This is a genomic window from Actinokineospora sp. UV203, assembly GCF_056323665.1.
In genome coordinates this window covers 4,656,011-4,678,264 of sequence record NZ_CM150484.1, presented here as the reverse complement: position 1 = coordinate 4,678,264, position 22,254 = coordinate 4,656,011, and the positions used below count along the sequence as shown (strand labels likewise).

23 protein-coding genes are annotated in these 22,254 nt (G+C 70.7%); 3 read left to right on the top strand and 20 right to left on the bottom strand.

All coding sequences use genetic code 11. The features are described 5' to 3' along the window. Positions 1-33: 33 nt before the first annotated feature. The 11 genes from ccsB to ACUZ2Y_RS22350 all read right to left on the bottom strand — a co-directional run bounded on the left by ccsB (position 34) and on the right by ACUZ2Y_RS22350 (position 8,232). On the bottom strand, positions 34-975 hold the full coding sequence (ccsB, locus tag ACUZ2Y_RS22400; protein ID WP_476321922.1) for a c-type cytochrome biogenesis protein CcsB: 942 nt from the start codon (positions 973-975) through the stop codon (positions 34-36). Then, positions 975-2,468 carry a cytochrome c biogenesis protein ResB gene (resB, locus tag ACUZ2Y_RS22395; protein ID WP_476332008.1) on the bottom strand — a complete coding sequence of 498 codons (1,494 nt, stop codon included), beginning with the start codon at positions 2,466-2,468 and terminating at the stop codon, positions 975-977. The genes ccsB and resB overlap by 1 nt, the downstream gene beginning before the upstream one ends. Before the next feature lie 41 nt (positions 2,469-2,509). After that, on the bottom strand, positions 2,510-3,280 hold the full coding sequence (locus tag ACUZ2Y_RS22390) for a cytochrome c biogenesis CcdA family protein (protein ID WP_476321920.1): 771 nt from the start codon (positions 3,278-3,280) through the stop codon (positions 2,510-2,512). A 138-nt stretch (positions 3,281-3,418) separates the two neighbouring features. Continuing rightward, positions 3,419-3,991 carry a TlpA disulfide reductase family protein gene (locus ACUZ2Y_RS22385; RefSeq protein WP_476321918.1) on the bottom strand — a complete coding sequence of 191 codons (573 nt, stop codon included), beginning with the start codon at positions 3,989-3,991 and terminating at the stop codon, positions 3,419-3,421. Continuing rightward, complete coding sequence (locus ACUZ2Y_RS22380; protein WP_476321916.1) at positions 3,988-4,617, bottom strand: histidine phosphatase family protein; 630 nt, start codon at positions 4,615-4,617, stop codon at positions 3,988-3,990. Before ACUZ2Y_RS22380 ends, ACUZ2Y_RS22385 begins: the two co-directional genes overlap by 4 nt. Next, a complete protein-coding gene (hemL, locus tag ACUZ2Y_RS22375) occupies positions 4,614-5,936 on the bottom strand; it encodes a glutamate-1-semialdehyde 2,1-aminomutase (RefSeq protein ID WP_476321914.1) in 1,323 nt (440 codons plus the stop codon). The genes ACUZ2Y_RS22380 and hemL overlap by 4 nt, the downstream gene beginning before the upstream one ends. A gap of 28 nt (positions 5,937-5,964) precedes the next feature. Next, positions 5,965-6,288: a hypothetical protein gene (locus tag ACUZ2Y_RS22370; protein ID WP_476321912.1), complete on the bottom strand. Its 324-nt coding sequence runs from the start codon at positions 6,286-6,288 to the stop codon at positions 5,965-5,967. A 4-nt stretch (positions 6,289-6,292) separates the two neighbouring features. Next, complete coding sequence (locus ACUZ2Y_RS22365) at positions 6,293-6,673, bottom strand: hypothetical protein (protein WP_476321910.1); 381 nt, start codon at positions 6,671-6,673, stop codon at positions 6,293-6,295. A gap of 45 nt (positions 6,674-6,718) precedes the next feature. Beyond that, positions 6,719-7,243 (bottom strand): hypothetical protein, encoded by a 525-nt coding sequence (locus ACUZ2Y_RS22360; protein WP_476321908.1) that lies wholly within the window; start codon positions 7,241-7,243, stop codon positions 6,719-6,721. Positions 7,244-7,279: 36 nt separating this feature from the next. Continuing rightward, on the bottom strand, positions 7,280-7,732 hold the full coding sequence (locus ACUZ2Y_RS22355; RefSeq protein ID WP_476321906.1) for a hypothetical protein: 453 nt from the start codon (positions 7,730-7,732) through the stop codon (positions 7,280-7,282). Next, positions 7,729-8,232 carry a hypothetical protein gene (locus ACUZ2Y_RS22350; protein WP_476321904.1) on the bottom strand — a complete coding sequence of 168 codons (504 nt, stop codon included), beginning with the start codon at positions 8,230-8,232 and terminating at the stop codon, positions 7,729-7,731. Before ACUZ2Y_RS22350 ends, ACUZ2Y_RS22355 begins: the two co-directional genes overlap by 4 nt. A 325-nt stretch (positions 8,233-8,557) precedes the next feature. Here ACUZ2Y_RS22350 and ACUZ2Y_RS22345 point away from each other — a divergent pair, with 325 nt between their 5' ends. Then, positions 8,558-9,559, top strand: coding sequence for an SIS domain-containing protein (locus ACUZ2Y_RS22345; RefSeq protein ID WP_476321902.1), 1,002 nt, complete (start codon positions 8,558-8,560; stop codon positions 9,557-9,559). A gap of 112 nt (positions 9,560-9,671) precedes the next feature. Here the strand turns inward: ACUZ2Y_RS22345 and hemB are convergent, their stop codons facing one another. From hemB to ACUZ2Y_RS22300, 9 genes are all read right to left on the bottom strand, one after another. Further along, the gene (gene hemB, locus ACUZ2Y_RS22340; RefSeq protein WP_476321900.1) at positions 9,672-10,649 is read right to left on the bottom strand and encodes a porphobilinogen synthase; all 978 of its coding nucleotides are present in this window, start codon (positions 10,647-10,649) and stop codon (positions 9,672-9,674) included. 60 nt (positions 10,650-10,709) lie between these two features. Then, positions 10,710-12,242: a bifunctional uroporphyrinogen-III C-methyltransferase/uroporphyrinogen-III synthase gene (locus ACUZ2Y_RS22335; RefSeq protein ID WP_476321898.1), complete on the bottom strand. Its 1,533-nt coding sequence runs from the start codon at positions 12,240-12,242 to the stop codon at positions 10,710-10,712. 20 nt (positions 12,243-12,262) lie between these two features. After that, positions 12,263-13,198 carry a hydroxymethylbilane synthase gene (hemC, locus tag ACUZ2Y_RS22330; RefSeq protein WP_476321896.1) on the bottom strand — a complete coding sequence of 312 codons (936 nt, stop codon included), beginning with the start codon at positions 13,196-13,198 and terminating at the stop codon, positions 12,263-12,265. Next, positions 13,198-14,544, bottom strand: a complete 1,347-nt coding sequence (locus ACUZ2Y_RS22325) for a glutamyl-tRNA reductase (protein ID WP_476321894.1) — start codon at positions 14,542-14,544, stop codon at positions 13,198-13,200. The genes hemC and ACUZ2Y_RS22325 overlap by 1 nt, the downstream gene beginning before the upstream one ends. Then, positions 14,541-15,353 carry a redox-sensing transcriptional repressor Rex gene (locus tag ACUZ2Y_RS22320; protein WP_476321892.1) on the bottom strand — a complete coding sequence of 271 codons (813 nt, stop codon included), beginning with the start codon at positions 15,351-15,353 and terminating at the stop codon, positions 14,541-14,543. The genes ACUZ2Y_RS22325 and ACUZ2Y_RS22320 overlap by 4 nt, the downstream gene beginning before the upstream one ends. 404 nt (positions 15,354-15,757) lie before the next feature. Next, positions 15,758-16,411 carry a fasciclin domain-containing protein gene (locus tag ACUZ2Y_RS22315; RefSeq protein ID WP_476332006.1) on the bottom strand — a complete coding sequence of 218 codons (654 nt, stop codon included), beginning with the start codon at positions 16,409-16,411 and terminating at the stop codon, positions 15,758-15,760. Between the two features lie 95 nt (positions 16,412-16,506). Continuing rightward, positions 16,507-18,039, bottom strand: a complete 1,533-nt coding sequence (locus ACUZ2Y_RS22310; protein WP_476321890.1) for a molybdopterin-dependent oxidoreductase — start codon at positions 18,037-18,039, stop codon at positions 16,507-16,509. 78 nt (positions 18,040-18,117) lie between these two features. Beyond that, a complete protein-coding gene (locus ACUZ2Y_RS22305; RefSeq protein ID WP_476332004.1) occupies positions 18,118-18,333 on the bottom strand; it encodes a glutaredoxin family protein in 216 nt (71 codons plus the stop codon). Positions 18,334-18,365: 32 nt separating this feature from the next. Beyond that, positions 18,366-19,883: an AMP-binding protein gene (locus ACUZ2Y_RS22300; protein ID WP_476321888.1), complete on the bottom strand. Its 1,518-nt coding sequence runs from the start codon at positions 19,881-19,883 to the stop codon at positions 18,366-18,368. Positions 19,884-20,221: 338 nt separating this feature from the next. Between ACUZ2Y_RS22300 and ACUZ2Y_RS22295 the strand changes: the two genes are divergently transcribed. Both ACUZ2Y_RS22295 and ACUZ2Y_RS22290 read left to right on the top strand, forming a co-directional pair. Then, positions 20,222-20,848 carry a sigma-70 family RNA polymerase sigma factor gene (locus ACUZ2Y_RS22295; RefSeq protein WP_476332002.1) on the top strand — a complete coding sequence of 209 codons (627 nt, stop codon included), beginning with the start codon at positions 20,222-20,224 and terminating at the stop codon, positions 20,846-20,848. Positions 20,849-20,984: 136 nt separating this feature from the next. Next, positions 20,985-22,232: a DUF5667 domain-containing protein gene (locus tag ACUZ2Y_RS22290; protein ID WP_476321886.1), complete on the top strand. Its 1,248-nt coding sequence runs from the start codon at positions 20,985-20,987 to the stop codon at positions 22,230-22,232. Positions 22,233-22,254: the final 22 nt, after the last annotated feature.

Genomic DNA, 22,254 nt, shown 5'->3' with positions numbered 1-22,254 from the left:
GCACTTCGCACGAGCAACCGCAGGTGAGGGGCACTACGCGTAGGAGTGCAGTCCGGCGATCACCAGGTTGATGAAGAACAGGTTGAACACGACCATCCCGAAGCCGACCGAGTTGATGACCGCGGCCCGCTTTCCGCGCCAGCCCGCGGTGGCCCGGGAGTGCAAATACCCCGCGTAGACGACCCAGGCGACGAACGCGACGGTCTCCTTCGGGTCCCATCCCCAGAACCGGCCCCAGGCCGCCTCGGCCCAGATCGCGCCGCAGATGATGCCGAAGGTGTAGATCGGGAACGCGAAGATGGTGGTGCGGTACGCGAGGCGGTCGAGGACGTCCGCGTCCGGCAGTTTCGGCCCGAAACGGGTGAACTTCGCCGGGTTGGCGTCGTGGCTCGCCTTGACCAGGTAGAGCAGGCTGACCACGCCCGGGATCAGGAACAGGCCGCTGGACACGATGGCCGCGGCGACGTGGATGACCAGCCAGTACGACCGCAGCGCGGGCTGCACGGGGGCGGCCTCCGTGTAGAGCACGGTGCCGCCGAGGAACATCAGGATCACGATCGGCGTGAGCACGAAGACACCGAGCCTGCGCACCTCGAACTTGCGCATCAGCACCAGCCAGCTCACCACCGCGACCAGGGTGACGGCCATGCCGTACTCGTACATGTTGCCCCAGGGGGCGCGCCCGGTCGCGACTCCGCGCAGGACCAGCGCCGAGAGGTGCAGCGCCGCGCCCAGGACGGTCAGGGCGACGGCCATCCGGCCGAACCGGTCCGGCCTGCTCCGCGCGGGGGTCTCCTCGATCAGTCCATACGACGTCGGCACGCCAGCGCCGACCAGGGCCGCCTGCTCGGACTTCTTCGCCGCGCGGTTGAACGCCTGCTCGACGGCGTAGCAGACCATCGCGATGACGTAGACCAGCGTCGCGGCGCCGAACGTCCAGTCGCTGTAGGTCGACAGCGTGTCGTTGACCGGCATCAGGTATCCCTCCTGGGACTGAGCAGCTCGGCGGCGATCCGGTGGAACTCCTCGCCGTATCCCGCCTGGTCGGTGCGGGCCAGGCCACCGACGCGGACCACGGTACGACCTTCGCCGTCGGGCACCGCACGGACCCACAGCCTGCGGCGCTTCACGGTGAGCGACGCGCCGAGCCCGAGGATCATCAGGATGGCGCTGACCAGCACCCACACCTGGGTCGGGTCGTGCGAGACCTGCAGCGACACCCAGCGCACGACACCGTCGAAGGTGACTTTGGTGCCGTCGTCGAGGCTGATCGACTCCCCCGGCTTGAGGTTCTGCCGGGCGACCCGGGTGAGCCTGCCGCTGTCGACCAGGGAGCGGTCGATCTCGAAGATCGACTGGCCGCGCCCGGAGTCGATGCCCAGGTCGCCGCGCATGACGTCGACCGCGGCGGCCGGGTCGGTCAGGTCGGGGAAGCCGGAGGTGAGGATCTTGTCGTGCATCAGGGCGGTCGGCGCGAACAGGCCGGTGACGGCGATCTGCTTGGTGCGGCGCTCGGCGGAGTCGGTCACGCCGGGCGGGTCGAACTTGGTGGCGCCCTCGGACAGCAGGGTCAGGTTGTCGACCGGGCGCCACTGCACGGTCTGGGTGCGGGACTCGCCGTTCGGGAAGGTGACGGTGAACGTCGGGGCGTAGCCGTGGCCGAGCAGGTAGACCCGGTCGCCCGCCGTGCGCAGCGGCGAGTTGACCTCCAGGTCGTAGGGCCGCCAGGTGTTGGCCGTGAGGTCGTCGCCCGCCTGGTAGTCGATCTTGGCGCGGAACGTGTCGGCCTGGCCGTTGGGCAGGTACTCGGCGTCGAACTTGTTGACCCGCACGCAGAACGGGCTCAGGTCGGTGCCGTCGACACGCAGGCCGGGGCGGAACGAGTCGTAGTTGAGGGTGCCCGAGTTGCAGAACTCGGAGCCGTTGGCCAGCACGATGACCTGGCCCTCGTAGTTGACCATCTTGCCCAGCGCGAGCGTCACTATCAGGCCGAGCATGGCGAAGTGGAAGACAAGGTTGCCCGCTTCGCGGCTGTAGCCGCGTTCGGCGCTGACGCTGCGGACGCCGTCGGCCTCTTCGCGCTCGACCAGCCGCCACCCGCGCAGCCGCGTCCGGGCCGCGGCGATCATGTCGTCGGGCGAGCCGTCGAGGGTCACGGTCTCGTGGTGCGGCAGCCTGCTGAGGTTGCGCGGGGTCAGGACCGGCTTGGCGGTGAACTGCTTGGCGTACTCCAGGGTGCGCGGCAGCAGGCAGCCGACCAGGGAGACGAACAGCATCAGGTAGATCGCGGAGAACCAGACGCTGGCGTAGACGTCGAAGAACTGCATCCGGTCGAGCGCGCGTCCCCACCAGCCGTGCGTGGCGATGTAGGTGTCGACGTTCGGCGGGTTGAGCGAGCGCTGCGGCAGGAGCGCCCCGGGCATCGCGGCGAGGGCGAGCAGGAACAGCAGGATGAGCGCGGTGCGCATGGAGGTGAGTCCGCGCCAGGTGTTGCGCAGGAAGGAGAGGCTCACAGTGGCAGCTTCACGTCGCTGATGAACGCCACCCGCATCCAGCCGACCACCTCGGCCCACAGCCCGGTCACCAGCAGGATGCCGACGACCAGGAGCAGGCCGCCGCCGACGAACTGGATGGTCCGGCCGTGCCTGCGCAGCCAGTCGGAGGCGCCCACGGCCCAGCGCAGGCCGAGCGCGATGAGCAGGAACGGGATGCCGAGGCCCATGCAGTAGATGAAGACCAGCAGGTAGCCGCGGGCGGCGTTTCCGCCGGTGGCGGCGGCCATGGACAGCACGCCCGCCAGGGTCGGGCCGAGGCACGGTGTCCAGCCGAGGGCGAAGATGCCGCCGAGGATGGGGGCGCCTGCCAGGCCCATGCGCGGGACTTTGTGGACGCGCAGGTCCTTCTGCATGGCCGGGACCAGGCCGATGAAGACAAGCGCCATCGCGATGGTGATCACGCCGCCGACGCGCTGCAGGAGCAACTCGTTGATCAGCAGGGCGTCGGCGAGCCAGACCAGGCTGCCGACGGTGGCGGCGAAGACGATGGTGAAGCCGAGGACGAAGAGGGCCACCGCGCCCAGAACCCGGTAGCGGCCCTGTTTGCGTCCCTCGTCGGTGGTGACGGCGGGGGCTTCGGCGCCGACCAGGGCGGCCAGGTAGGCGAGGTAGCCGGGAACGAGCGGGACCACGCAGGGGGAGGCGAACGAGACCATCCCGGCGAGCAGCGCGACAGCGGCGGCCAGCAGCAGCGGGCCGGACGTGGCGAGCTCGGTGGGGTCCACCCGATCAGGGTAAGGAGTGGTCGCTGAGAGCGTTCGCGCGGTGCTTGCGTAAGCGGTCCGGCTCACATCGGTGGCGCGCGAACGTCGAACTCAGTGTCGTGAACGGGGAACTCAGTGTTCTGAACGGGCGACTCGCGGTTATTCGTTGATTAGTTCGTCGAGGACGGGGGTGAGGTCGGTGGCGAGGAGTTCGCGCATGTAGGCGGCGGCGACTCGGCCCTGTTTGTCGATCACGAAGGTCGCGGGGACCACGGCGCGCGGGTAGCCCTTGAGGGCCAGGAGGCTGCGGCCGCCCTGGTCGAAGATCGACGGGTACGTGATCTTGCGGTCCCGCATGAAGTCCTGGGCCTCCGAGCGGCCCGGTTCGCGGACGTCGATGCCCAGGACCTGGACGCCCTTGGCCGCGTAGTCGTCCTGCAACCGCTGCAGTTCCGGGGCTTCGGCGCGGCAGGGGCCGCACCACTGGCCCCACACGTTGAGGACTACGACCTTGCCTCGGTAGTCGCTCAGCTTGAGCTGCTTGGACTCGTCCATCAGGTCCGGGCCCGAGACCTCCGGCAGCACTTTGCGGTCCGCGCCGTCGTAGCGGATCTCGGTTTTTCCGTTCGGGGAGACGAAGACGAACTCCGATCCCGAGGACACCGCGTCCTTGCCAGTCGTGCAACCGGCCAAGGCCAGGAGCGCGGCGAGACCGATGACCAGCGCTCTCATGCGCCGGTCGCCTTCGGGTCGCTCACGCCGACCGGTTCCGCGTAGCGGATGTCGATGAGCTGTTCGTCGTCGAAGACCAGGCTGGTCAGGGAGGCCAGCGAGCACTCCCGCTTGGCCGGGTTGTGCCACAGCCGCTTGCCCTCCAGGTAGCGCCGCAGCGTCCACACCGGCAGCTGGTGCGACACGCACACGGCCTCGTGGCCGTCGGCGACCTCGCGGGCGCGGTAGGCCGCGGCGAGCATCCGGTGGGCGATCTGCAAGTACGGCTCGCCCCAGGACGGCGTGAACGGGTTGCGCAGGTGCGGCCAGTTCTTCGGCGACTTCAGCGCGCCGTCGCCGACCGAGACGCGCTGGCCCTGGAAGACGTTCGCGGACTCGATCAGCCGGTCGTCGGTGGCCAGTTCGAGCCGGTGCGACGCCGCGATCGGCGTGGCGGTCTGCTGGGCGCGGTCGAGCGGCGAGGCGACGATGTGCACGATGTCGTTCTCCCGCAAGTACTCCGCGACGGTCAGCGCCTGGCGCTCACCGGTGGCGGAGAGGCGGAAGCCCGGGATGCGGCCGTAGAGGATGCCGGTCGGGTTGTGGACCTCACCGTGCCGTAACAAGTGGACGATGGTCTTGCTCATGAGGGCTCCTCGGCGGCGGCGGCGGCCGCGGCCGCGTGGGGAAGGGCGGCGGCGATCTCGGTGAACGCCGCGTCGTCGAGGGCGGCGCTGACGAACCACGCCTCGAACGCGCTGGGCGGGGCGTACACGCCGTGGTCGAGCAGGGCGTGGAAGAACGCCGGGAAGCGCCAGGTCTGCGCGGCCTTGGCGCCCGCGTAGTCGGTGACCTCATCCTCGGTGAAGAAGACGCTCACCAGGTTGCCCGCGAACTGGACGCGGTGCGGGACGCTCGCCTTGGTCAGGGTCTCGGTGAACAGCGCGCCGAGTCGGGCCGCGTTCGCGTCGAGCGCCTTGTACACATCCGCGTCCGCGGCGCGCAGGGTCGCGAGGCCCGCCGCGACGGCGACGGGGTTCCCGGACAGCGTTCCCGCCTGGTAGACCGGGCCGGAGGGGGCGAGCGCGGCCATGATGTCGGCGCGGCCGCCGAACGCCGCGGCGGGCAGCCCGCCGGACATGACCTTGCCGAACGTGTAGAGGTCGCCCGCGACGCCTTCGAGGCCGAACCAGCCCGCCGCCGAGACGCGGAAGCCGGTCATCACCTCGTCCATCACCAGCAGCGCGCCGTGCTCGCGGGTGATCTCACGCAGGCCGGCGTTGAACCCGGCGACCGGGGCGATGGCGCCCATGTTGCCCGCGGCGGCCTCGGTGATCACCGCCGCGATCGTCGGGCCGTGCTCGGCGAACGTCGCGCGGACCGCGTCGAGGTCGTTGTAGGGCAGGACGATGGTGTCCTCGGCTTGCGCGCCGGTGACACCGGGCGTGGTGGGCAGCCCGAGCGTGGCGACGCCGGAGCCCGCTTCGGCGAGCAGCGCGTCGACGTGGCCGTGGTAGCAGCCTGCGAACTTGACGATCCGGCTGCGGCCGGTGAAGCCGCGGGCCAGGCGGATCGCGCTCATCGTGGCCTCGGTGCCGGAGTTGACCAGCCGCACCTGCTCGACCGGCGCGACCCGGCCGATGATCTCCTCGGCGAGGTCGATCTCCCCGGCCGTCGGCGTGCCGAACGAGAGCCCATTGCCCGCGGCCGCGCGCACGGCGTCGACGACGGCCGGGTGCGCGTGGCCCAGGATCATCGGACCCCAGGAGCAGACCAGGTCGACATAGCGGTTGTCGTCGGCGTCCACGAGGTACGGGCCCGCACCGCTGACCATGAACCGCGGGGTGCCGCCGACCGCGTTGAACGCGCGGACCGGTGAGTTGACCCCGCCCGGAATCACCGCCTTCGCCCGGTCGAAGAGCGCGGCGGAGCTGCTGACGTGTGCCTGGCTGACCTCGGAAGTCACCCCGTCAGTGTTTCAAACGGCGCGAGGATCACTTCGAGCGGGAGCGGACGGCCAGGATCAGCTGGCGCAGCGCGTCGAGCACGAAGATCAGGGCCAGGGTACCGACGGCGACGGACGCACCGATCCAGCCGCCCTGGTACCGGACGATGGACAGGTCCGGTCGGTCGCGCACGCCGCCGACGGTGTCGACCCCTTCGCCCCACAGCCAGACCGCGAGCCACAGCAGGAGCGCGGCGACGACGACCTCGGCCAGGGCCCACACGGCCCGGCGCGGCTCGTGCACCGCGCCCTCGCGGACGGGCCAGGTCAGGTCGGACTCGTCGTCGGTGACGGTCGGGTCGGAGGCGGTCACCCGGTCAGCCTCTCATGTCACACACCAGGACGTAATCGCGGACATCGGCGCGGGCGAGCAGGGCGATGACGACAGCCCAGGCCGCCACCAGCACCCCGCCGAGCACTGGAGCCACGGCCGCACCCACGGCGTTGGCCACGGCTGGGGCGCACAGGACGCCGAAGAGGGCGCTGACGAACAACCCGACGCGGGCCCACCACCGCCCGGTGCGCATCGGGAACGCGAGGACTAGGGACGCGACGGCGGCGACCGCCGCGCCCATGCCCAGATAGCTGATCGTGCGGTCGGCGACGCCGAGCAGGACCGCGGCGAGCGCGGATCCGGCCACCGCGCAGGCGAAGGCGCCGTCGACCGCACGGGGACGCTGAAGGGGCGGGAGACTCACGCGAGGTAAGTCCCCGCGACCCTTCGGCGTGTTACTCAGTCTTCGTCACGGCCTGCGCTTGGCCGTGTCGAAGTAGGCGCTCGCTTCCTTGGTGTACATGAAGTAGATGGCGCCGGCGATCAGTGCGATCTGCAGCACGGACACGATCGTCGCGATGGCACCCCCGGTGCCCTGCATGAGCCCGATCAGGCCGAACACCAGGCCGAGGCCACCGAGGATCGCCAGGGTGATCCGGGCCCAGTTGCGGCCCGCGCGCATCTTGAACGCGAACAGCAGGTACAGGCCGAAGAACACCGCCGCGATGACTCCGGCGAAGACGATGCCCGCGGTGACCAGGCTGTCGACCTGCGACTCGCTGAACGTGTCGCCCTGCGCCCTGAGCTGATCGATGATCTGGGTCCGGGTGGCTTCCCGGCCGACCGACACGGTCACGAGGAACCCGAGCAACCCGATGGCCGCGTTGGCGATCCACAGCATGAAGGAGGTGTCGACCGGCTTGGGCCGAACGGGTGCGACCGGCTCCGGTTCCGAGGAGGAGTAGTTCGGGTAATTCGGATAGTTACTCGTCATCGGTCGAAACTATTCCGGCCCGGCCGCGCGCGCACCTCAGATTGGCGGAGTTGCTCCGACCAGCGGAGTCAGCGCCGCCCGCAGCGCCGCCCCGTCGCGGGCCCAGGCCAGGACAGTGGTGCCGTCGTCGAGTTCGAGTGGGATCTCATAGGTCTTGCGCGGGGCGGTCAGGCCGCCGCCCAATGGCCTGCCCAGCGCGTCCTCGTCGTCGATCACGGCGACGATCCGGTCGACGGGGAGGATTTCCTGGCCTTGGCGCAGGGTTCGCTCGGTGAGCGACAGGGAGCAGACCCGGCGGCGGGCGTTGACCCAGCCCGCGGTCATCGCAGCGAGCACGACCGCGAGGACCAGCCACGCGAGCCAGTGCACCGGGCCGGTGACCACTTCGACGACCGCGCCGGTGGCCGCGAACACCGGGCCCCAGAGGACCGGCCACCAAGTCGAACCGGGCTCGGCGTAGAGCACCGGCCCGTCGACGTCCTCGCTCACCGCTCGTCGCTGACCGCGAAGAACTTCCGCGCCGCGGGCATGAACATCATGCCGAGCGCCACGACGATCAGCAGGGTGCTGAACAGCCCCAGGATGCCGACACGGCCCACGGAGTACTGGAACAGCGCGGCGAAGACACCGACGACGACCAGCAGCGTGCGGGCTTTACGGGTGCCGCCGCGCGCTTTGTAGGCGAGGAGGACGAAGAAGCCGAGGAACATCAGCGAACCCAGCACCAGCCACCACGACAGTCCGGTGGCGATCTGTTCGAGTTCGGCCTTGTTCTGCCCAGGCCGCTGGCGCAGGGTCTCCTCGACGATCTTGGAGCGCAGGAAGAAGAAGCTGAACGCGCCGAGCACCCCGACGACCCCAGCGGCGACCCACACCCAGAACGCGGCCCGCACGACCCCAGGGGCGTCCGCGCGATCCTCGCCCGCCAGGAACGCCTCGTCGGCGGTGGGCATGATCGGGGCTTCGCGCTTGCGCTCGTCTTCCGTCACCGGGCGACGATATACCGGCGCGGTGATCGTCCTCGGGACAGGGAGCACTACCTGCGTAAATGCTCCGACTGGCGCAAACCCCTGCCTGCTGGGACCGCCCCTTCGTGAGACGGTGATAGACCGACTGAGTGCACCGTCCCTAGGTGGCTCATGACCTACGCCACAGCCCCTAGTCCTTCCGTTGAGTAGCCACTACGTTGCTGTTCGCATTCGTCATGGCCCTCGCCCGAGCGCGACGCGACCGCTCCGGTTCGCAGACCTGGCTCTCTCCCGCAGAACGCGGCGCCCCGGCGCCGGTTCACCGACTGAACAGGAAGTGGCACGAATGACGGGCCTCGCACTGGACCGGCACGTCTCCCAGCAGCCGGAGATCATCGCCGGGCTGCTGGAGCGCGACGATGTGCCCGCCCTGGACCCGGCGCGGCCGATCGTGTTCACCGGGAACGGGACATCACTGCACGCCTGCCGGGTGGCGGCGGGCTGGGTGCGCGTCCTGTCGGGCGGCAAGATCCGCCCGTCAGCCCTCGACTCGCACGACGTCGCACTCACCGAGGTCCTGCGGCCTGAGGATCAGGTGGTGGTCGTCAGTCACCGGGGGACCAAGCGTTATCCCAACGCGGTCCTCGCGAAGGCGCGGGCGGCCGGGGCCAGAAGTTACGCGGTCACCGGGATCGGGCCCGCTGAGCCGGCGGCCGACCACATCGTGCGGACCTGCCCGCAGGAGAAGGCAAGCACCCACACGGCCTCGTACACCGCTTCCCTGACCGTCCTGGGCCGGATGGTGGCGGCGACCCTGGGCGCTGACGCGTTCGCCTCGGCCCTGCGGTCGGTCCCGGATGCCATCGCGGAGACCTTGACCCGAGAGATCCCGGCGCGCGCGATCAGCGCGGTCGCGTCTTCCTCGATGACACTGGTGACGGGCACCGGGCTGGACGCGGTGACCGCGGATGAGGCAGCGCTGAAGCTCAAGGAAGGCACGTACCGGTGGGCTGAGGGAATGCACACCGAGTTCGCCCTGCACGGCACGCCTGCGGTGTTCTCCCGCAAGACAGCGGCATTCCTCATTCGGCACGGGAACCAGGGCGGGCGGACCGACGACCTGCTGGGCTTGTTCACGGCACTGGGATCAGCGGTGCTGACCGTGGGCGACACGGCGGAGGACGACATCACGTTCGCTTCGGTGGATGCGCTGGTGCGGCCGCTGGTGGCGGTGGTTCCGTTCCAGCGGTTGGTTTCGGCGGCGGCGGCGAAGCTGGGGGCGAACCCGGACCTGACCCACGTGGAGAGCGAACCGTGGACGACCGCCATTCGGTCGGTCACCCTCTGATTGGGTATGGGGTTGGGTATCAGGGCTGAGCAGGGATTAAGGTTCGCGCGTCCGGAGTGGACTGTGCGTGGTGCGGTCTTCGGGCTGTGCTGTTCGTCAGTGGTGGTGGGGCTCAGTTCTCGCGGAGCCAACCTGCCGCTTCGACTGCCCAGTACGTGAGGACGATGTCGGCGCCTGCCCTGCGAATGGAGGTCAGGGTCTCCAGGATGGTGCGCCTGCGGTCCAGCCAGCCATTCGCGGCGGCGGCCTCGATCATCGCGTATTCGCCCGACACCTGGTAAGCGGCGACCGGGACGTCGGCGATCTCCGCTACCGCGCGGATTACGTCCAGGTAAGCCAAAGCGGGCTTGACCATGACCAGGTCCGCACCCTCGGCCAGGTCCAAAGTGGTCTCGCGCAGGGCTTCGCGGATGTTCGCCGGGTCTTGTTGGTACGTCATGCGGTCGCCGGTGAGCTGCGACTCCACTGCCTCGCGGAACGGGCCGAAGAAAGCCGAGGCGTACTTCGCCGAGTACGCGAGGATTCCGGTGTCGAGTTGGCCTGCCGCGTCCAGGGCTTCGCGGATTACCGCCACCTGGCCGTCCATCATGCCGCTTGGGCCCAACAAGTGGGCGCCCGCTTCGGCCTGGGCCACCGCCATCTCCGCGTACACCGCGAGAGTCGCGTCGTTGTCCACGTTTCCCTTGGCGTCAAGCACTCCGCAGTGGCCGTGGTCGGTGAACTCGTCGAGGCACAGGTCCGACATCAGGACGGTCTCGTCGCCCAGTTCCGCACGCAAGTCGCGCAGTGCCGCGTTCAGTACGCCGTTGGGGTCGGTGCCGCCCGAACCCACCGCGTCCCGGGTGGTGGGGACGCCGAAGAGCATGATGCCGCCGACGCCTGCCTCGACCGCTTCCAGCGCGGCTTTCCGCATGCTGTCCCGGGTGTGCTGGACGACGCCGGGCATGCTCGCGATGGCGACCGGTTCGGTGGCGCCTTCCTTGACGAACATGGGCAGCACGAGCTGGCTCGGGCGCACGGCTGTCTCCGACACCAGACGCCGCATGGCGGGGGTGGTGCGGAGCCTGCGGGGGCGGTGGTTCGGGAACATCGAGCACCCTTCGGAAGAAAGAACGCGGGCGGCGTGCCGAAGCACACCGCCCGCGGGTGTCTAACGCCGTGCGCGCTTGGTTTTGCGCGGTGGCGGGAGCGCGCCTTCGGCACGCAGCCTGGCCGCGTGCTCGGCCAAGGCGTCGACCAGGGCGGGCACGGTGGCGTGCTCGGGCTGGACGTCGACCCGGAGGCCGAACTCGCGAGCCGTCTCCGCGGTCTTGGGGCCGATGCAGGCCACCAGGGTCCGGGTGTGCGGCTTGCCCGCGATGCCGACCAGGTTCCGGACGGTGGATGACGAGGTGAAGCACACCGCGTCGAAGCCGCCGGTCTTGATCATCTCGCGGGTGTCGGCGGGCGGCGGGGCCGCCCGGACGGTGCGGTACGCGGTGACGTCGTCGATCTCCCAGCCGCGGTCGCGCAGACCGGCGGCCAGGGTCTCCGTGGCGATGTCGGCGCGCGGCAGCAGGACCCGCTCGACCGGGTCCAGGATGTCGTCGTACGGCGGGAAGTCGGCCAGCAGGCCCTCGCTGGACTGCTCGCCCGAGGGCACCAGCTCCGGGTTGATGCCGAACGAGCGCACCTTCTCCGCGGTCGCCTCGCCGACGCAGGCGATCTTGACGCCGCTGAACGCGCGGGCGTCGAGGCCGAACTCGGCGAACTTCTCCCACACCGCGCGGACCGCGTTGGTCGAGGTGAAGATGACCCACTGGTAGCGGCCGTCGACGAGACCCTTGACCGAGCGCTCCATCTGCGCGGGGCTGCGCGGCGGCTCGACGGAGATCGTCGGCACCTCCGACGGGATGGCGCCGTGCATGTGCAGGCGCTCGCTCATCTCACCGGCCTGGTCCTTGGTCCGCGGGACCAGCACGCGCCAGCCGTACAGCGCGCGCGACTCCCACCAGGACAGCTTCGAGCGCTGCGACACCGCGGCGCCCACCGTCACCACCAGGCTGCCCGACACCTCACCGGCGTCGGCGGCCAGCGAGGCGAGCGTGGTGTCGATCGTGCGCTGGCTCGAACCCGTGCCGTCCGCGGTCACCGCGACCGGGGTCTGCGGGGCCAAACCGTGCTCGACCAGCGAGGACGCGGCCTCGGCCAGGTGGCTCGACGTCGCGTGCAGCACGATCGGTCCGGGCACGCCCGCGAGGCCCGCCCAGTCGATGTCGCCGCGGACGTCGACCTCGGTGTGCGTCGAGCCGAGCGCGATGCCCGCGTACGCGGGGACAGCGGTCGCGGCCGAGACGCCGGGCACCACGTCGAACACCGCGCTGGTGCGCGCCACGGCTTGCGCCTCGGCCACGACCGCGGAATGTGTCAGCGGGTCACCGGCGACCAGGCGGACGACGACGCGTCCGGCTTTGGCCTCGGTCACCAAGTCCTTCGCCACGTCGGCGGGTTGCCCGACGGCCGGACGCACCTCGGCGTCCGCGCGGGCGAACGCCAGCACGCCCGAGGGGACGTCCGGGTCGGTCACCACGAGCTCGGCACGTTCGAGCAGTTCCCTGGCGCGAACGGTGAGCAGTCCGGCGTCGCCGGGGCCCGAGCCCACGAACGCGACGCGGCCGGGGGACTTTCGTGCACGGGTGGTCATGTCAGGCCACTTCCCATCAACTACGCCTCAGGACCGGAGAGCACCCCGGCCCCGAGTTCCAACAGTTCGGCGGCCAACGCACGACCGAGCTGCTCTCCTGCGGTCAGGTCTCCGGTGGCCGATGCGCGCAGGATCTCTCCCGCGGGCGTCGCCGCGACTCCGCGCAACGACAGGCGGAAGATCACCTTGTCGTCGGCGTCGAAGTCCTCGACGACATCGGCCAGTGCGCCAATGGGGGCGCTGCAGCCTGCTTCGAGCGCGGCCAGCATGGCGCGCTCCGCGACTACCGCGGCCCTCGTGTATTCATCCTCCACAGTGGACCGGAGGAGGTGCTCGACGTCGACGTCGTCGACTCGGCACTCGATGGCCAGCGCGCCCTGCGCGGGCGCGGGCAGCATCTGGATCGGGTCCAGCGTCTCGGTGATCTCGGCGAGCCTGCCGAGCCGGGCCAGGCCCGCGCGGGCCAGGACCACGGCGTCGAGCTTGCCGTCGGTGACCATGGAGATCCGGGTGTCGACGTTGCCGCGGATCGGCACGATCTCCCAGCCCAGGCCCAGCGCTTCGAGCTGCGCGGCGCGGCGCGGCGAGCCGGTGCCGATCTTGGCGCCCACGGGCAGCTCGCCCAGGGTCAGCCCGTCGCGGGCGATCAGCGCGTCGCGCGGGTCCTGCCGCTGCGGCACGGCCGCCATCGACAGACGCGGGTCCGGCGCGGTCGGCAGGTCTTTGTAGGAGTGCACCGCCACGTCGACCTCGCCGTCGGCGAGCGCGTCGCGCAGCGCGGAGGTGAACACGCCGACGCCGATCTCGGCGATCGGCGCGGAGGAGCGGTCGCCCGGCGTGGAGACCGTGATGATCTCCACCTTGGCGCCCGCCTTCTCCAGCGCGTCGGCGATGGTGCCGGTCTGAGCGAGGGCGAGCGCGCTGCCGCGGGTGCCGATCCGGATGGTGCGAACCATTACCTACCACCGTCCAGCGGGAAATCCAGCACAGTGGATTCGAGCATCGAGTCGATCCGAGTCGCGGTCAGGCTCGCGGGCGCCTGCGGGTCGAGCCCGAACAGCTCGCGCAGGGCCTCGGCGTAGCCGGTGCCTTCGGGGCCCGACGCGAGTTCCTTCACTCGGACCGTCGGGGTGTGCAGCAGCTTGTCGACGACGCGGCGGACCGTGCGGGCCAGCTCGTCGCGGGTGGAGCCGTCGAGGTCGGGCAGCCGCGAGTGCAGGCGCAGCAGTTCGGCGTCGACGACCTCGGCGGCGCGCTTGCGCAGCGCGGTCACCGTCGGGGTCACCTCGGCGGAGCGCTGGGCGGCCAGGTAGGCGCGGACTTCCTCGGCGACGATCTCGCCTGCGCGGCGGGTGTCGAGACCGCTGGGCGCGTCGGCGAGCCTGCGCTGCAGGCTGTCGAGGTCGACCAGGCGCACGCCGGCGATGGCGGCGACGCCGTCCTCGACGTCGCGCGGGAGTCCAAGGTCACAGATCACCAGGGGCCTGCCGGGCCTCGGCGCCACCGCGGAGACCGGCAGGACCGAGCCGACGGCGCCGGTGCAGGCGACCACGACGTCGGCGGCGGCGATGAGTTCGGGCAGCTCGGCCAGACCGGCGGACCGGGCCGGGACGCCCTGCTCGGTCAGCGACGCGGCGAGCCGGGCGCCGTTGGCCTCGGTGCGGTTGGCCACGACGACGTCGCCGATGGCCGCGCGCCGCAGCGCCGCGGCGGCGAGACCGCCCATGGACCCGGCGCCGATGATCAGGGCGCTGCGACCGGCGAGCCCGCCGAGGGCCTGCTCGGCGTCGGCCAGCGCCTCGGACACGACCGAGCCGCCCGCCTGGTCGAGGCCGGTGTCGGTGTGCACGCGCTTGCCGATGCGCAGCGACGTCTGGACCAGCTCGTGCAGGGTGCGGCCGACGGTTCCCTGCTCGCGGGCGACGTTGTAGGCCTGGCGGACCTGGCCGAGGATCTGCGGCTCGCCGACGACCATCGAGTCGAGCCCGGCGGCGACGGTGAACAGGTGCTGCGCGGCGGACCCGGCGTAGTGCACGTAGAGGTGGTCGTGCAGCGCGCTCACGTCGTCGCCCGAGTGCCGGGCGAGCACGTCGACCACGTCGGTGAGGCCGGCGTGGAAGGCGTCGACGACCGCGTAGACCTCGACCCGGTTGCAGGTCGAGACCAGCAGGGCCTCGGAGATGTTCGGGCGGCTGAGCAGGTCGGCGAGCACCTTGGGGACGTCGACCGCGGGCACCGTGACGCGCTCGAGAACGCGCAGGTCAGCGGTGTGGTGCGACATGCCCACTGCGAGAATGCTCACGACACCACCATCCCGTTGACCTTGCCGTTGAACTCCGGCGCCACACCGTTGGTGGCAGCCGCGTTGTCCGCCCGACGGGCCACGTGGAAGGACAGGACCTGCAGCTCGACCGCGAGGTCGACCTTGCGGACCTCGACGTGGTCGGGAACCTGCAGCACGACTGGAGCGAAGTTCAGGATGCACTGAACTCCCGCCTCGACCAAACGGTCGCACACAGTCTGGGCCGCGGGAGGGGGTGTGGCGATGACGCCGATGGACACTTCACGCTCGGCGCAGATGGTGGGGATGTCGTCGATGTGCTCGACCGGCAGCCCGCCGACGGGCACGCCGATGAGGTCGGGGTCGACGTCGAACAGTGCGGTCACGGGGAAGCCTCGTCCGGGGAACCCGCCATAGTTGGCGAGGGCATGTCCGAGGTTACCGATTCCGACGACCGCGACGCTTTGTTTCCTGGTCAGGCCCAGGATTCGCTCGATTTCCTCGATCAGGACCGCGACCTCGTAGCCGACGCCGCGGGTGCCGTAGGAGCCGATGTAGGAGAGGTCCTTGCGCAGCTTGGCGGAGTTGACGCCCGCCGCCACGGCGAGTTCCTCACTGGAGACGGTGCCGGAGCCCTGGTCCTGCATTGCGGAGAGGACCCGCAGGTAGACGGCCAACCGGGCGACCGCGGCCTCCGGGATGGCCCTGGCTCGTTCCCGCGCGGCGGGGACCTCCGCGACCACCCGGGGGATGGGTGCGGTGATCTCGGCGGCTGTCGGGGCGGGCGGGGTGTCGCCGACCCCGTTCCGCTGGCCTCGCTGTGCCGCCACGCTGGTACTCCTCGACAGATTTCGTCTCCGGGATGACCTAACGGTACCGCTTGTGAACGCATGCACAAAGTCGCTGGCCACCCACGGGACGAACCCCACATTCGCGCCAGACGACCTGCCCGCCCGGCCACCCACCTCCGCCAACCGGCAACCACCCACTTCGATCCGCAAGCAACCACCCACGTGGCACCCCCTAACTCACCCCACCCTCCTCCCTGGACCCCACCCACTCATCTCCCCCGATGCCAACCCCCCACCCGCGAGTCGCCCGTTCAGAACAATGAGTTCGCATTTCAGGCACGAAGAACCAAGAGACCCGCGGCCGAACCGCGAACTCACGTGCCTGAAATGCGAACTCATTGTTCTGAACGGGCGACTCGCGATGCCCTAGGGGCGACTCGCGATTACATGCCGGGGGTCATGACCTTGTCGATGACGAAGACGGTGGCGTTCTTGGTGGGGATGTTGCCGCAGAGGATCTTGGCGCCGTTGACGGTCATGTTGTCGCCGGTGCCCTCGATCTTGAGGTCGCCGCCTGCGAGGGGCTTGAGGGTGCCCGCCGCGGCGAGGCCGTCGGCGTCGTAGCGCTTCGGCACCACGTGGTACTGCAGGATCGGCGCCAGGGCCGACGGGTTGCCCGCCAGCTCGGCGAACTTCGCGTCGCCGAGGGCGGCGAACGCGGGGTCGGCCGGGGCGAACACGGTGAGGTTGTCGGTCGTGTTCAGCGTGTCGCCCAGGCCCGGCACCGCGCCGACGGCGGCCACGAGCTTGGTCAGCAGCGGGTTGGTGCTCGCGGCGGTGGCCACGGGCTGCGGGCCCATCGCGTTCAGGCCGCCGGGCGTGTCGCCCTGGGGGAGGTCCTTGCAGTTGGGGCCGAACGTGTCAGCGGCCGTGGTGACACCGTTCTCGGCGGCGGGGGCACTCGCCGCGGTGGTCGTGGTCACGGGCGCGGGGGCGGCCGAGCTGTTCGCTGACGGCTGGTCGGTGCCGCCGCACGCGGTCAGGGTCAACGCCGCCGCCGCGAGGGCCGCACCACCGGAAATCAGCTTGAAGTTCAGCACCTGGAATCACTCCGTTTCGACTTGGACATTCATCGGTTCTTCGGAGCTGATCGCCGGAGGGTTGGGTCCACGATCGGATGTCTCGGAAAGTTTTAGGCGACGGTGAACAGCGACGAGTGCCAGCCGGTCGCGCCGTCCGGGATCGGCGGCACCCGGAGGTCGGTCTGCGTCTGTCCATTTCGGTCGGTCGCGCGCACTTCGGCGCGGCGGCTGCCCGGGCCGAGGTCGAAATCGACGCTCCACATGCGCCAGGTCTGGTCGTTGGCCTCGGCGGCGAGCGTGGCCTGCTGCCACTGCCCGCCGTCGACCCGGACCTCGACCTTCTCGATGCCCACGTTCTGCGCCCAGGCGATGCCGGCGACGGTGACCTTGCCTGCGGGGACGGTGGCGAAGCCGCGCGGCACGTCGATGCGCGACTGCGTCTTGATCGGCGCCTCCCGCGCCCAGCCGCGGTCCTCCCAGTAGAAGCTCTTGTCGCCGGTCTTGATGACCTCCATGTCCACGACCCACTTGGTGGCCGAGACGTAGCCGTAGAGGCCGGGGACGACCACGCGCGCGGGGAAGCCGTGTTCGAGCGGCAGCGGCTCGCCGTTCATGCCGATGGCGAGCAGCGCGCCGCGCCGTTCGTCCATCAGGTCGTCAATCGGGGTGCCGGTGGTCCAACCGTCCACGCTGGTGGAGAACAGCTGGTCGCCGCCCGGTTTGACGCCCGCCTCCCGCAGCAGGTCGCGCATCGGCACGCCGATGAAGTTCGCGGTGGAGATGTACGGGCCGCCGACCTCGTTGGACACGCAGGTCATGGTGATCGTCTTCTCGACCAGCGGGCGGCCGCGGATGTCGTCGAAGTCGAGGTCGAGTTCGGTGTCGACCATGCCGTGGATCTTCAGCCGCCAGTCCTCGGCCCGCAGCCGGGGCACGGTGAGGGCGGTGTCGATCCGGTAGAAGTCACGGTTGGCGGTGATGAACGTCGGCGTGCCCTTGGCCGCCAGGTCCGCGCCCGCCGGGATCGCGGGAGCCGGGGTGCGCGGAACAAGCTTTCCCACACCGGCCCGGGACGCCTCGACGTCGACGCGGCGGGTCAGGAACTGCCCGGCCACGCCCATCAGCGCCGCGCCTGCCGCCACCCCACCCGTGACGAACAGGAAGTTGCGCCGCGACGGGCTGTCGGACTCCGCCTCGGACGCCCGGCCGTGCAGCCAGGTGAACACGCCCACGCCGGCGAGCAGGCTCGCGGCGGGCGCGAGGATGGCGATCTGGCCCAAGTCGGGGCGGTCGAGCACGGCCAGGAAGGCCAGAATCCCCAGCACCGCGGCCAACACCTGGCCCGGCCGCGGACTCCGGCGGGAGAGCAGGCCCGCGACCACGGCCGCGCCGAGCAGCGTCACCGCCATGCCGCCGAGCAGCACGAGCTTGTCGTAGACGCCGAAGGTGCGGATCGCGAAATCCTTCAGCGGGTGCGGCGTCAGGTCGATCGCGGCGTTGCCGACGGCGAGGAAGGGCGAGGCATTCGGCCCGACGAAACCCGCGACCAGGTGCCCGGCGGCGAGCGCGGCGGCGACTGCGACGACGCCGATGAGTGCGGCGACCCGGCGCGACAGGGTCCGGTCAGCGGTGTCCTCGTTCATAAGAGCTATTCGAACCCGGACGGGCCGCGGATGGACTTTCCAGCGACTTACCAGAGTCTTACGTACGACTCGAACGAGTTACTTGAGGGCGGCCCGCAGCCGCGGCTCCTCGACCTTCCAGTACCCGTGCTCCTCACCGTCGACGAGAATCACCGGCACCCGGTCGCCGTACTCGGCGCGCAGTTCGGGGTCGCTGTCGACGTCGGCGGTGTCCCACTCGACCCCCAGGTCGGCGCAGATCCGCTCGACGTCGGCCTTGGCCACCTCGCAGGCGTGGCAGTCCTGCCTGGTCATCACGGTCACCCTGGTCACCCCGGTCACCCTAGTCACGGCGCTCGCAGGCCCGCCCGGCGGAGCTTGCCCATGACCGAGTGCGGCAGCGACTTCGCGAACTCGACGGTGGCCGGGATCTTGAACTTCGCGAGCCGCTCGGCGCAGTGCGCGCGCAGGGCGTCCGCGCTGAGCTCGGCGCCGGGGACCAGGACCACGACGACCTTGACGTGCTCGCCGGTGCGCTCGTCGGGCTCGCCGACGGCGGCTGCCTCGGCGACGACGTCGAGTTCGGCGACGACCTGCTCCACCTCGTGCGGGTAGACGTTGAAGCCGTTGACGATGATCAGGTCGTTCGCCCGGTCGACGAGGTGCAGGTCGCCGTCCTCGTCGAAGTAGCCGACGTCGCCGGTGCGGAACCAGCCGCCGGCGTCGGGACCGCCCTCGCCGTCGGGCCAGTACCCGCTGAACAGGTTGTCGCCGCGGGCGGCGACCAGGCCGGTGTCGGTGGCCTCGTCGGTGAGGTCGGCGGTGAACTCGTCGGGGTCGGTGAGCGCCACGACCGGGCTGCCGTCGCTGTCGACGAGCCGCAGCTCCACGCCCGGGATCGCCCGGCCGACCGAGCCGGGCTTGGCGACACCGCCGACCAGGGTCGAGGTGAGCACGGGGCCGGTCTCGGTCAGGCCGTAGCCCTCGAAGACGGCCAGCCCCGTCTCCTGGCGGAACAGCGCGAGGGTGGCCGCGTCGAGCGGGGCCGCGCCGGAGGTGCAGACCCGGACGGTGGACAGCGCCTCGCCCAGCCGCTCGTGGCCCGCGGCGACGAACGCCTGGTAGATCGCGGGGACGCCGATGACCGTGGTGACCCGGTGCTCCTGGCAGGCGGCCAGCGCGCTCTCGACGCCGAACTTGTCGAGCAGCACCGCCGTCGCGCCCGCGGCGGCGACCTGCCACAGCCCGGACAGGCCGTAGGCGTGCGACAGCGGGACAGTCAGCAGGACACGGTCGCCTGCGATGACCGGCGCCGGGTGCAGCGCGGCGCACTGCTCGACGTTGGCCAGCAGCGCCCGGTGCGACAGCATCACGCCGCGCGGAGTGCCGCCGGTGCCCGAGGTGTAGGCGAGGACCGCGAGGTCCTCCCCGCCGCGGGTGGTCTTCGGCGCCGGTTCCCCCAGGTCGGTCTCATCGAGGTCCGGCAGCGCGACGGAGGTGACAGTGTTGATGGCGGACGAGCCGACGTCGCCGGCGGTGAACGCGGCCCCACTGTGCGCCAGGACCCGCTCGATTTCGCGCGGGGCGGCGTCGGTGCCGATGGGCACGACGACCCCGCCCGCCCGCAGCACACCGAAGAGGGCCACGACGGACTTCGCGGTGTTGGGCAGGCGCAGCGCGACCCGGTCGCCGGGGGCGAGACCCGCTCCCACCAGCGTCGAGGCGAATCGCTCGACGAGCTCACCGACCTGCTGCCAAGTGAGTGAACGCGCGCCCGAGATATCGACCAGGGCTACATGCCGGGGTACTTTTTCGCAGGTTCGCGCCATCAGATCCGCCACCGTGCCGGTCGGCGTACGGGCCATGTGTTCGACCTCATCTCCGCGGGAAGCAGGGGGAAAATCACAGGGATACGCAGTGTGGCACGGGTCACCAACGTCACGGTTAACTACCCACTGCGTCACATTCTTGGACCTCAAGCTTGTTGGCTACTACAAAGTAACTACCACTGAGGCCCTGATTGACGACCTCCGGCGGGACACGGCCGCCGAAGACCGCGTGAGGAGTGTGCGGCTGCTTGATGACCCGCCAGACGCGACCGACCACGGCGCCCGCCGTGCCGCAGGCCCGCCCATCGACGGACCGGGCCCTGTCGCCGCGCGCCGACACCCTGCCGGTCGACGCCGATGCCGAGGCCGAACCGATGACTGAACCGGACGCCATCAACGGCCCCACCAGCCCCGCCTGCCCTGACACCCCCGACGTTCCCGACACCGACGCGGCGCACGCGGCGGCGTGGGAGCTGGTGGGCGCGGCCCAGAGCGGGGACACCCACGCCTTCGGCCAGCTCTACGACCGCTATGTCGACATGGTGTTCCGGTACGTCCTGTTCCGAGTCGGCGACCGTGAGCTGGCCGAGGACGTCACCAGTGAGACCTTCCTGCGCGCGCTGCGCCGGATCACGTCGGTCAGCTACCAGGGCCGCGACGTGGGTGCGTGGTTCGTCACCATCGCCCGCAACCTCGTGCTCGACCACGTGAAGTCCAGCCGGTTCCGGCTGGAGATCACCACGTCGGAGATCCGCGACTCCGAGCGCACGGAGGCCGGTCCCGAACAGCAGGTGATGTCGAAGGTGACCCGCGAGGCGCTGCTCGTCTGCGTCCAGCAACTCGGCGAGGACCAGCGCGAGTGCATCGTGCTGCGGTTCCTGCAGGGTCTGTCGGTCGCCGAGACGGCGCACATCATGAATCGCAACGAGGGGGCAGTGAAGGCCCTCCAGCACCGAGCCGTGCGCAGGCTCGCCCAATTGTTGCCCTCGGAAATTCGGTAAAAGGTTCACCCTGCAGAGTGGACCTGTCCAGTACGGCGCCGAGGCCGTAACCCCGGGCACCGGCAGTCGTTTCACACAGCGGGGATCGATACCGATTTCCTGGGGAATCCGCAGGGCCAACACGAGTCGGAGTGGGATGGTGGAAAGCGGATCGGGGCGGCGTAGCCCGCAGGGTCGACACGAGCGCGACGCTCGTGCCGGTCAGTCGCGTGCGGAGCTGCCCGGATTCACCGTCGACGACCTCACCGTCGTCGACCTGCTCTCGGCCATGGCTCCGCTCACGGCGCCGTCGGGCGACGCCCGCGCCCGGATGCGGGCCAAGGTGCTCGCCGGTATCGCCGAACCCGCCACGACCACGCACGGCACCCGCCCGGTCCGACCCACTCGCGCGGGCCGAGCGCCCCGCGGCCGCCGTTCGGAGTCCGCCCCAAGCGTCCGCCCCGAATCCGCAAGACCTGGGTCCGGGGCGCGGGGCCGGTTCGCCGTGGCCGCCATCGCGGTGCTGGCGCTGGTGTTCTCCCTGGCCGGGATGAGCCTGCTGCTCGCCCGCGACGCGCTGCCGGGCGACACCCTCTACGCGATCAAGCGCACCGGCGAGGCCGCGTCGCTCGGACTGACGTTCGGCGACGAGGAGAAGGCGTTCAAGCACCTGCAGTTCGCCACCGCCCGCATCACCGAGATCGAGACCCTCACCCAGCGCTACCCGAACCCGGCCGACGCGCCGGTCGGCGGCTACCTCTCCGCGCTGCGCGACTTCGACAACGACGCCTCCGCCGGGTCGCGCCAGCTCATCGCGCTGGCCACCGCGGGCGACGGCACCCAGCTCGAGACGCTGCGCTCCTGGGCCGACATCCAGGGCGGCAGGCTCGACGCCCTCGGCCCGCGCCTGCCCAGCGCCGCGGCCATCAGCCAGGACGCGTCCGTGGCGCTGCTGGAGAAGATCGAGGCGCGAGCGACCGCGCTGACCGCCCGGATGACCTGCTACCAGATCACCTCCGGCGCGATCGACGACATCGGCGCCATGCCCGCCACGGCAGGCTGTGAGCGCCGGGCCGACGCGGACCTGCTGCCCACGCCGGGCACCCAGGCGGGCAACGCCCCGTCGACCGGCTCGTCGAACGCCCCGTCGCTCGGCCCCGCCGTCCCACCGCCACCCGCGCAGCAGCCCAGCACGCCGGGGCAACCGGAGCCCGGAGCGCCCACGCTGACGACTCCGCCGCCGCTGGTGACGGTCCCGCCGATTCTCGGTGGACCGACCCTCACCTCGCCGCCGCAGAGCACCTCTTCGGCGGCGCCGACCGTCTCGCTGCCGTTACCGCTGCCGCTTCCCACGATCGCCCTCGCGCCGCTGCTCCCCGGGTTGCCCGGGGTCCAGCTCGGCTGACGCGTCGCTTGGACCAGCGCGT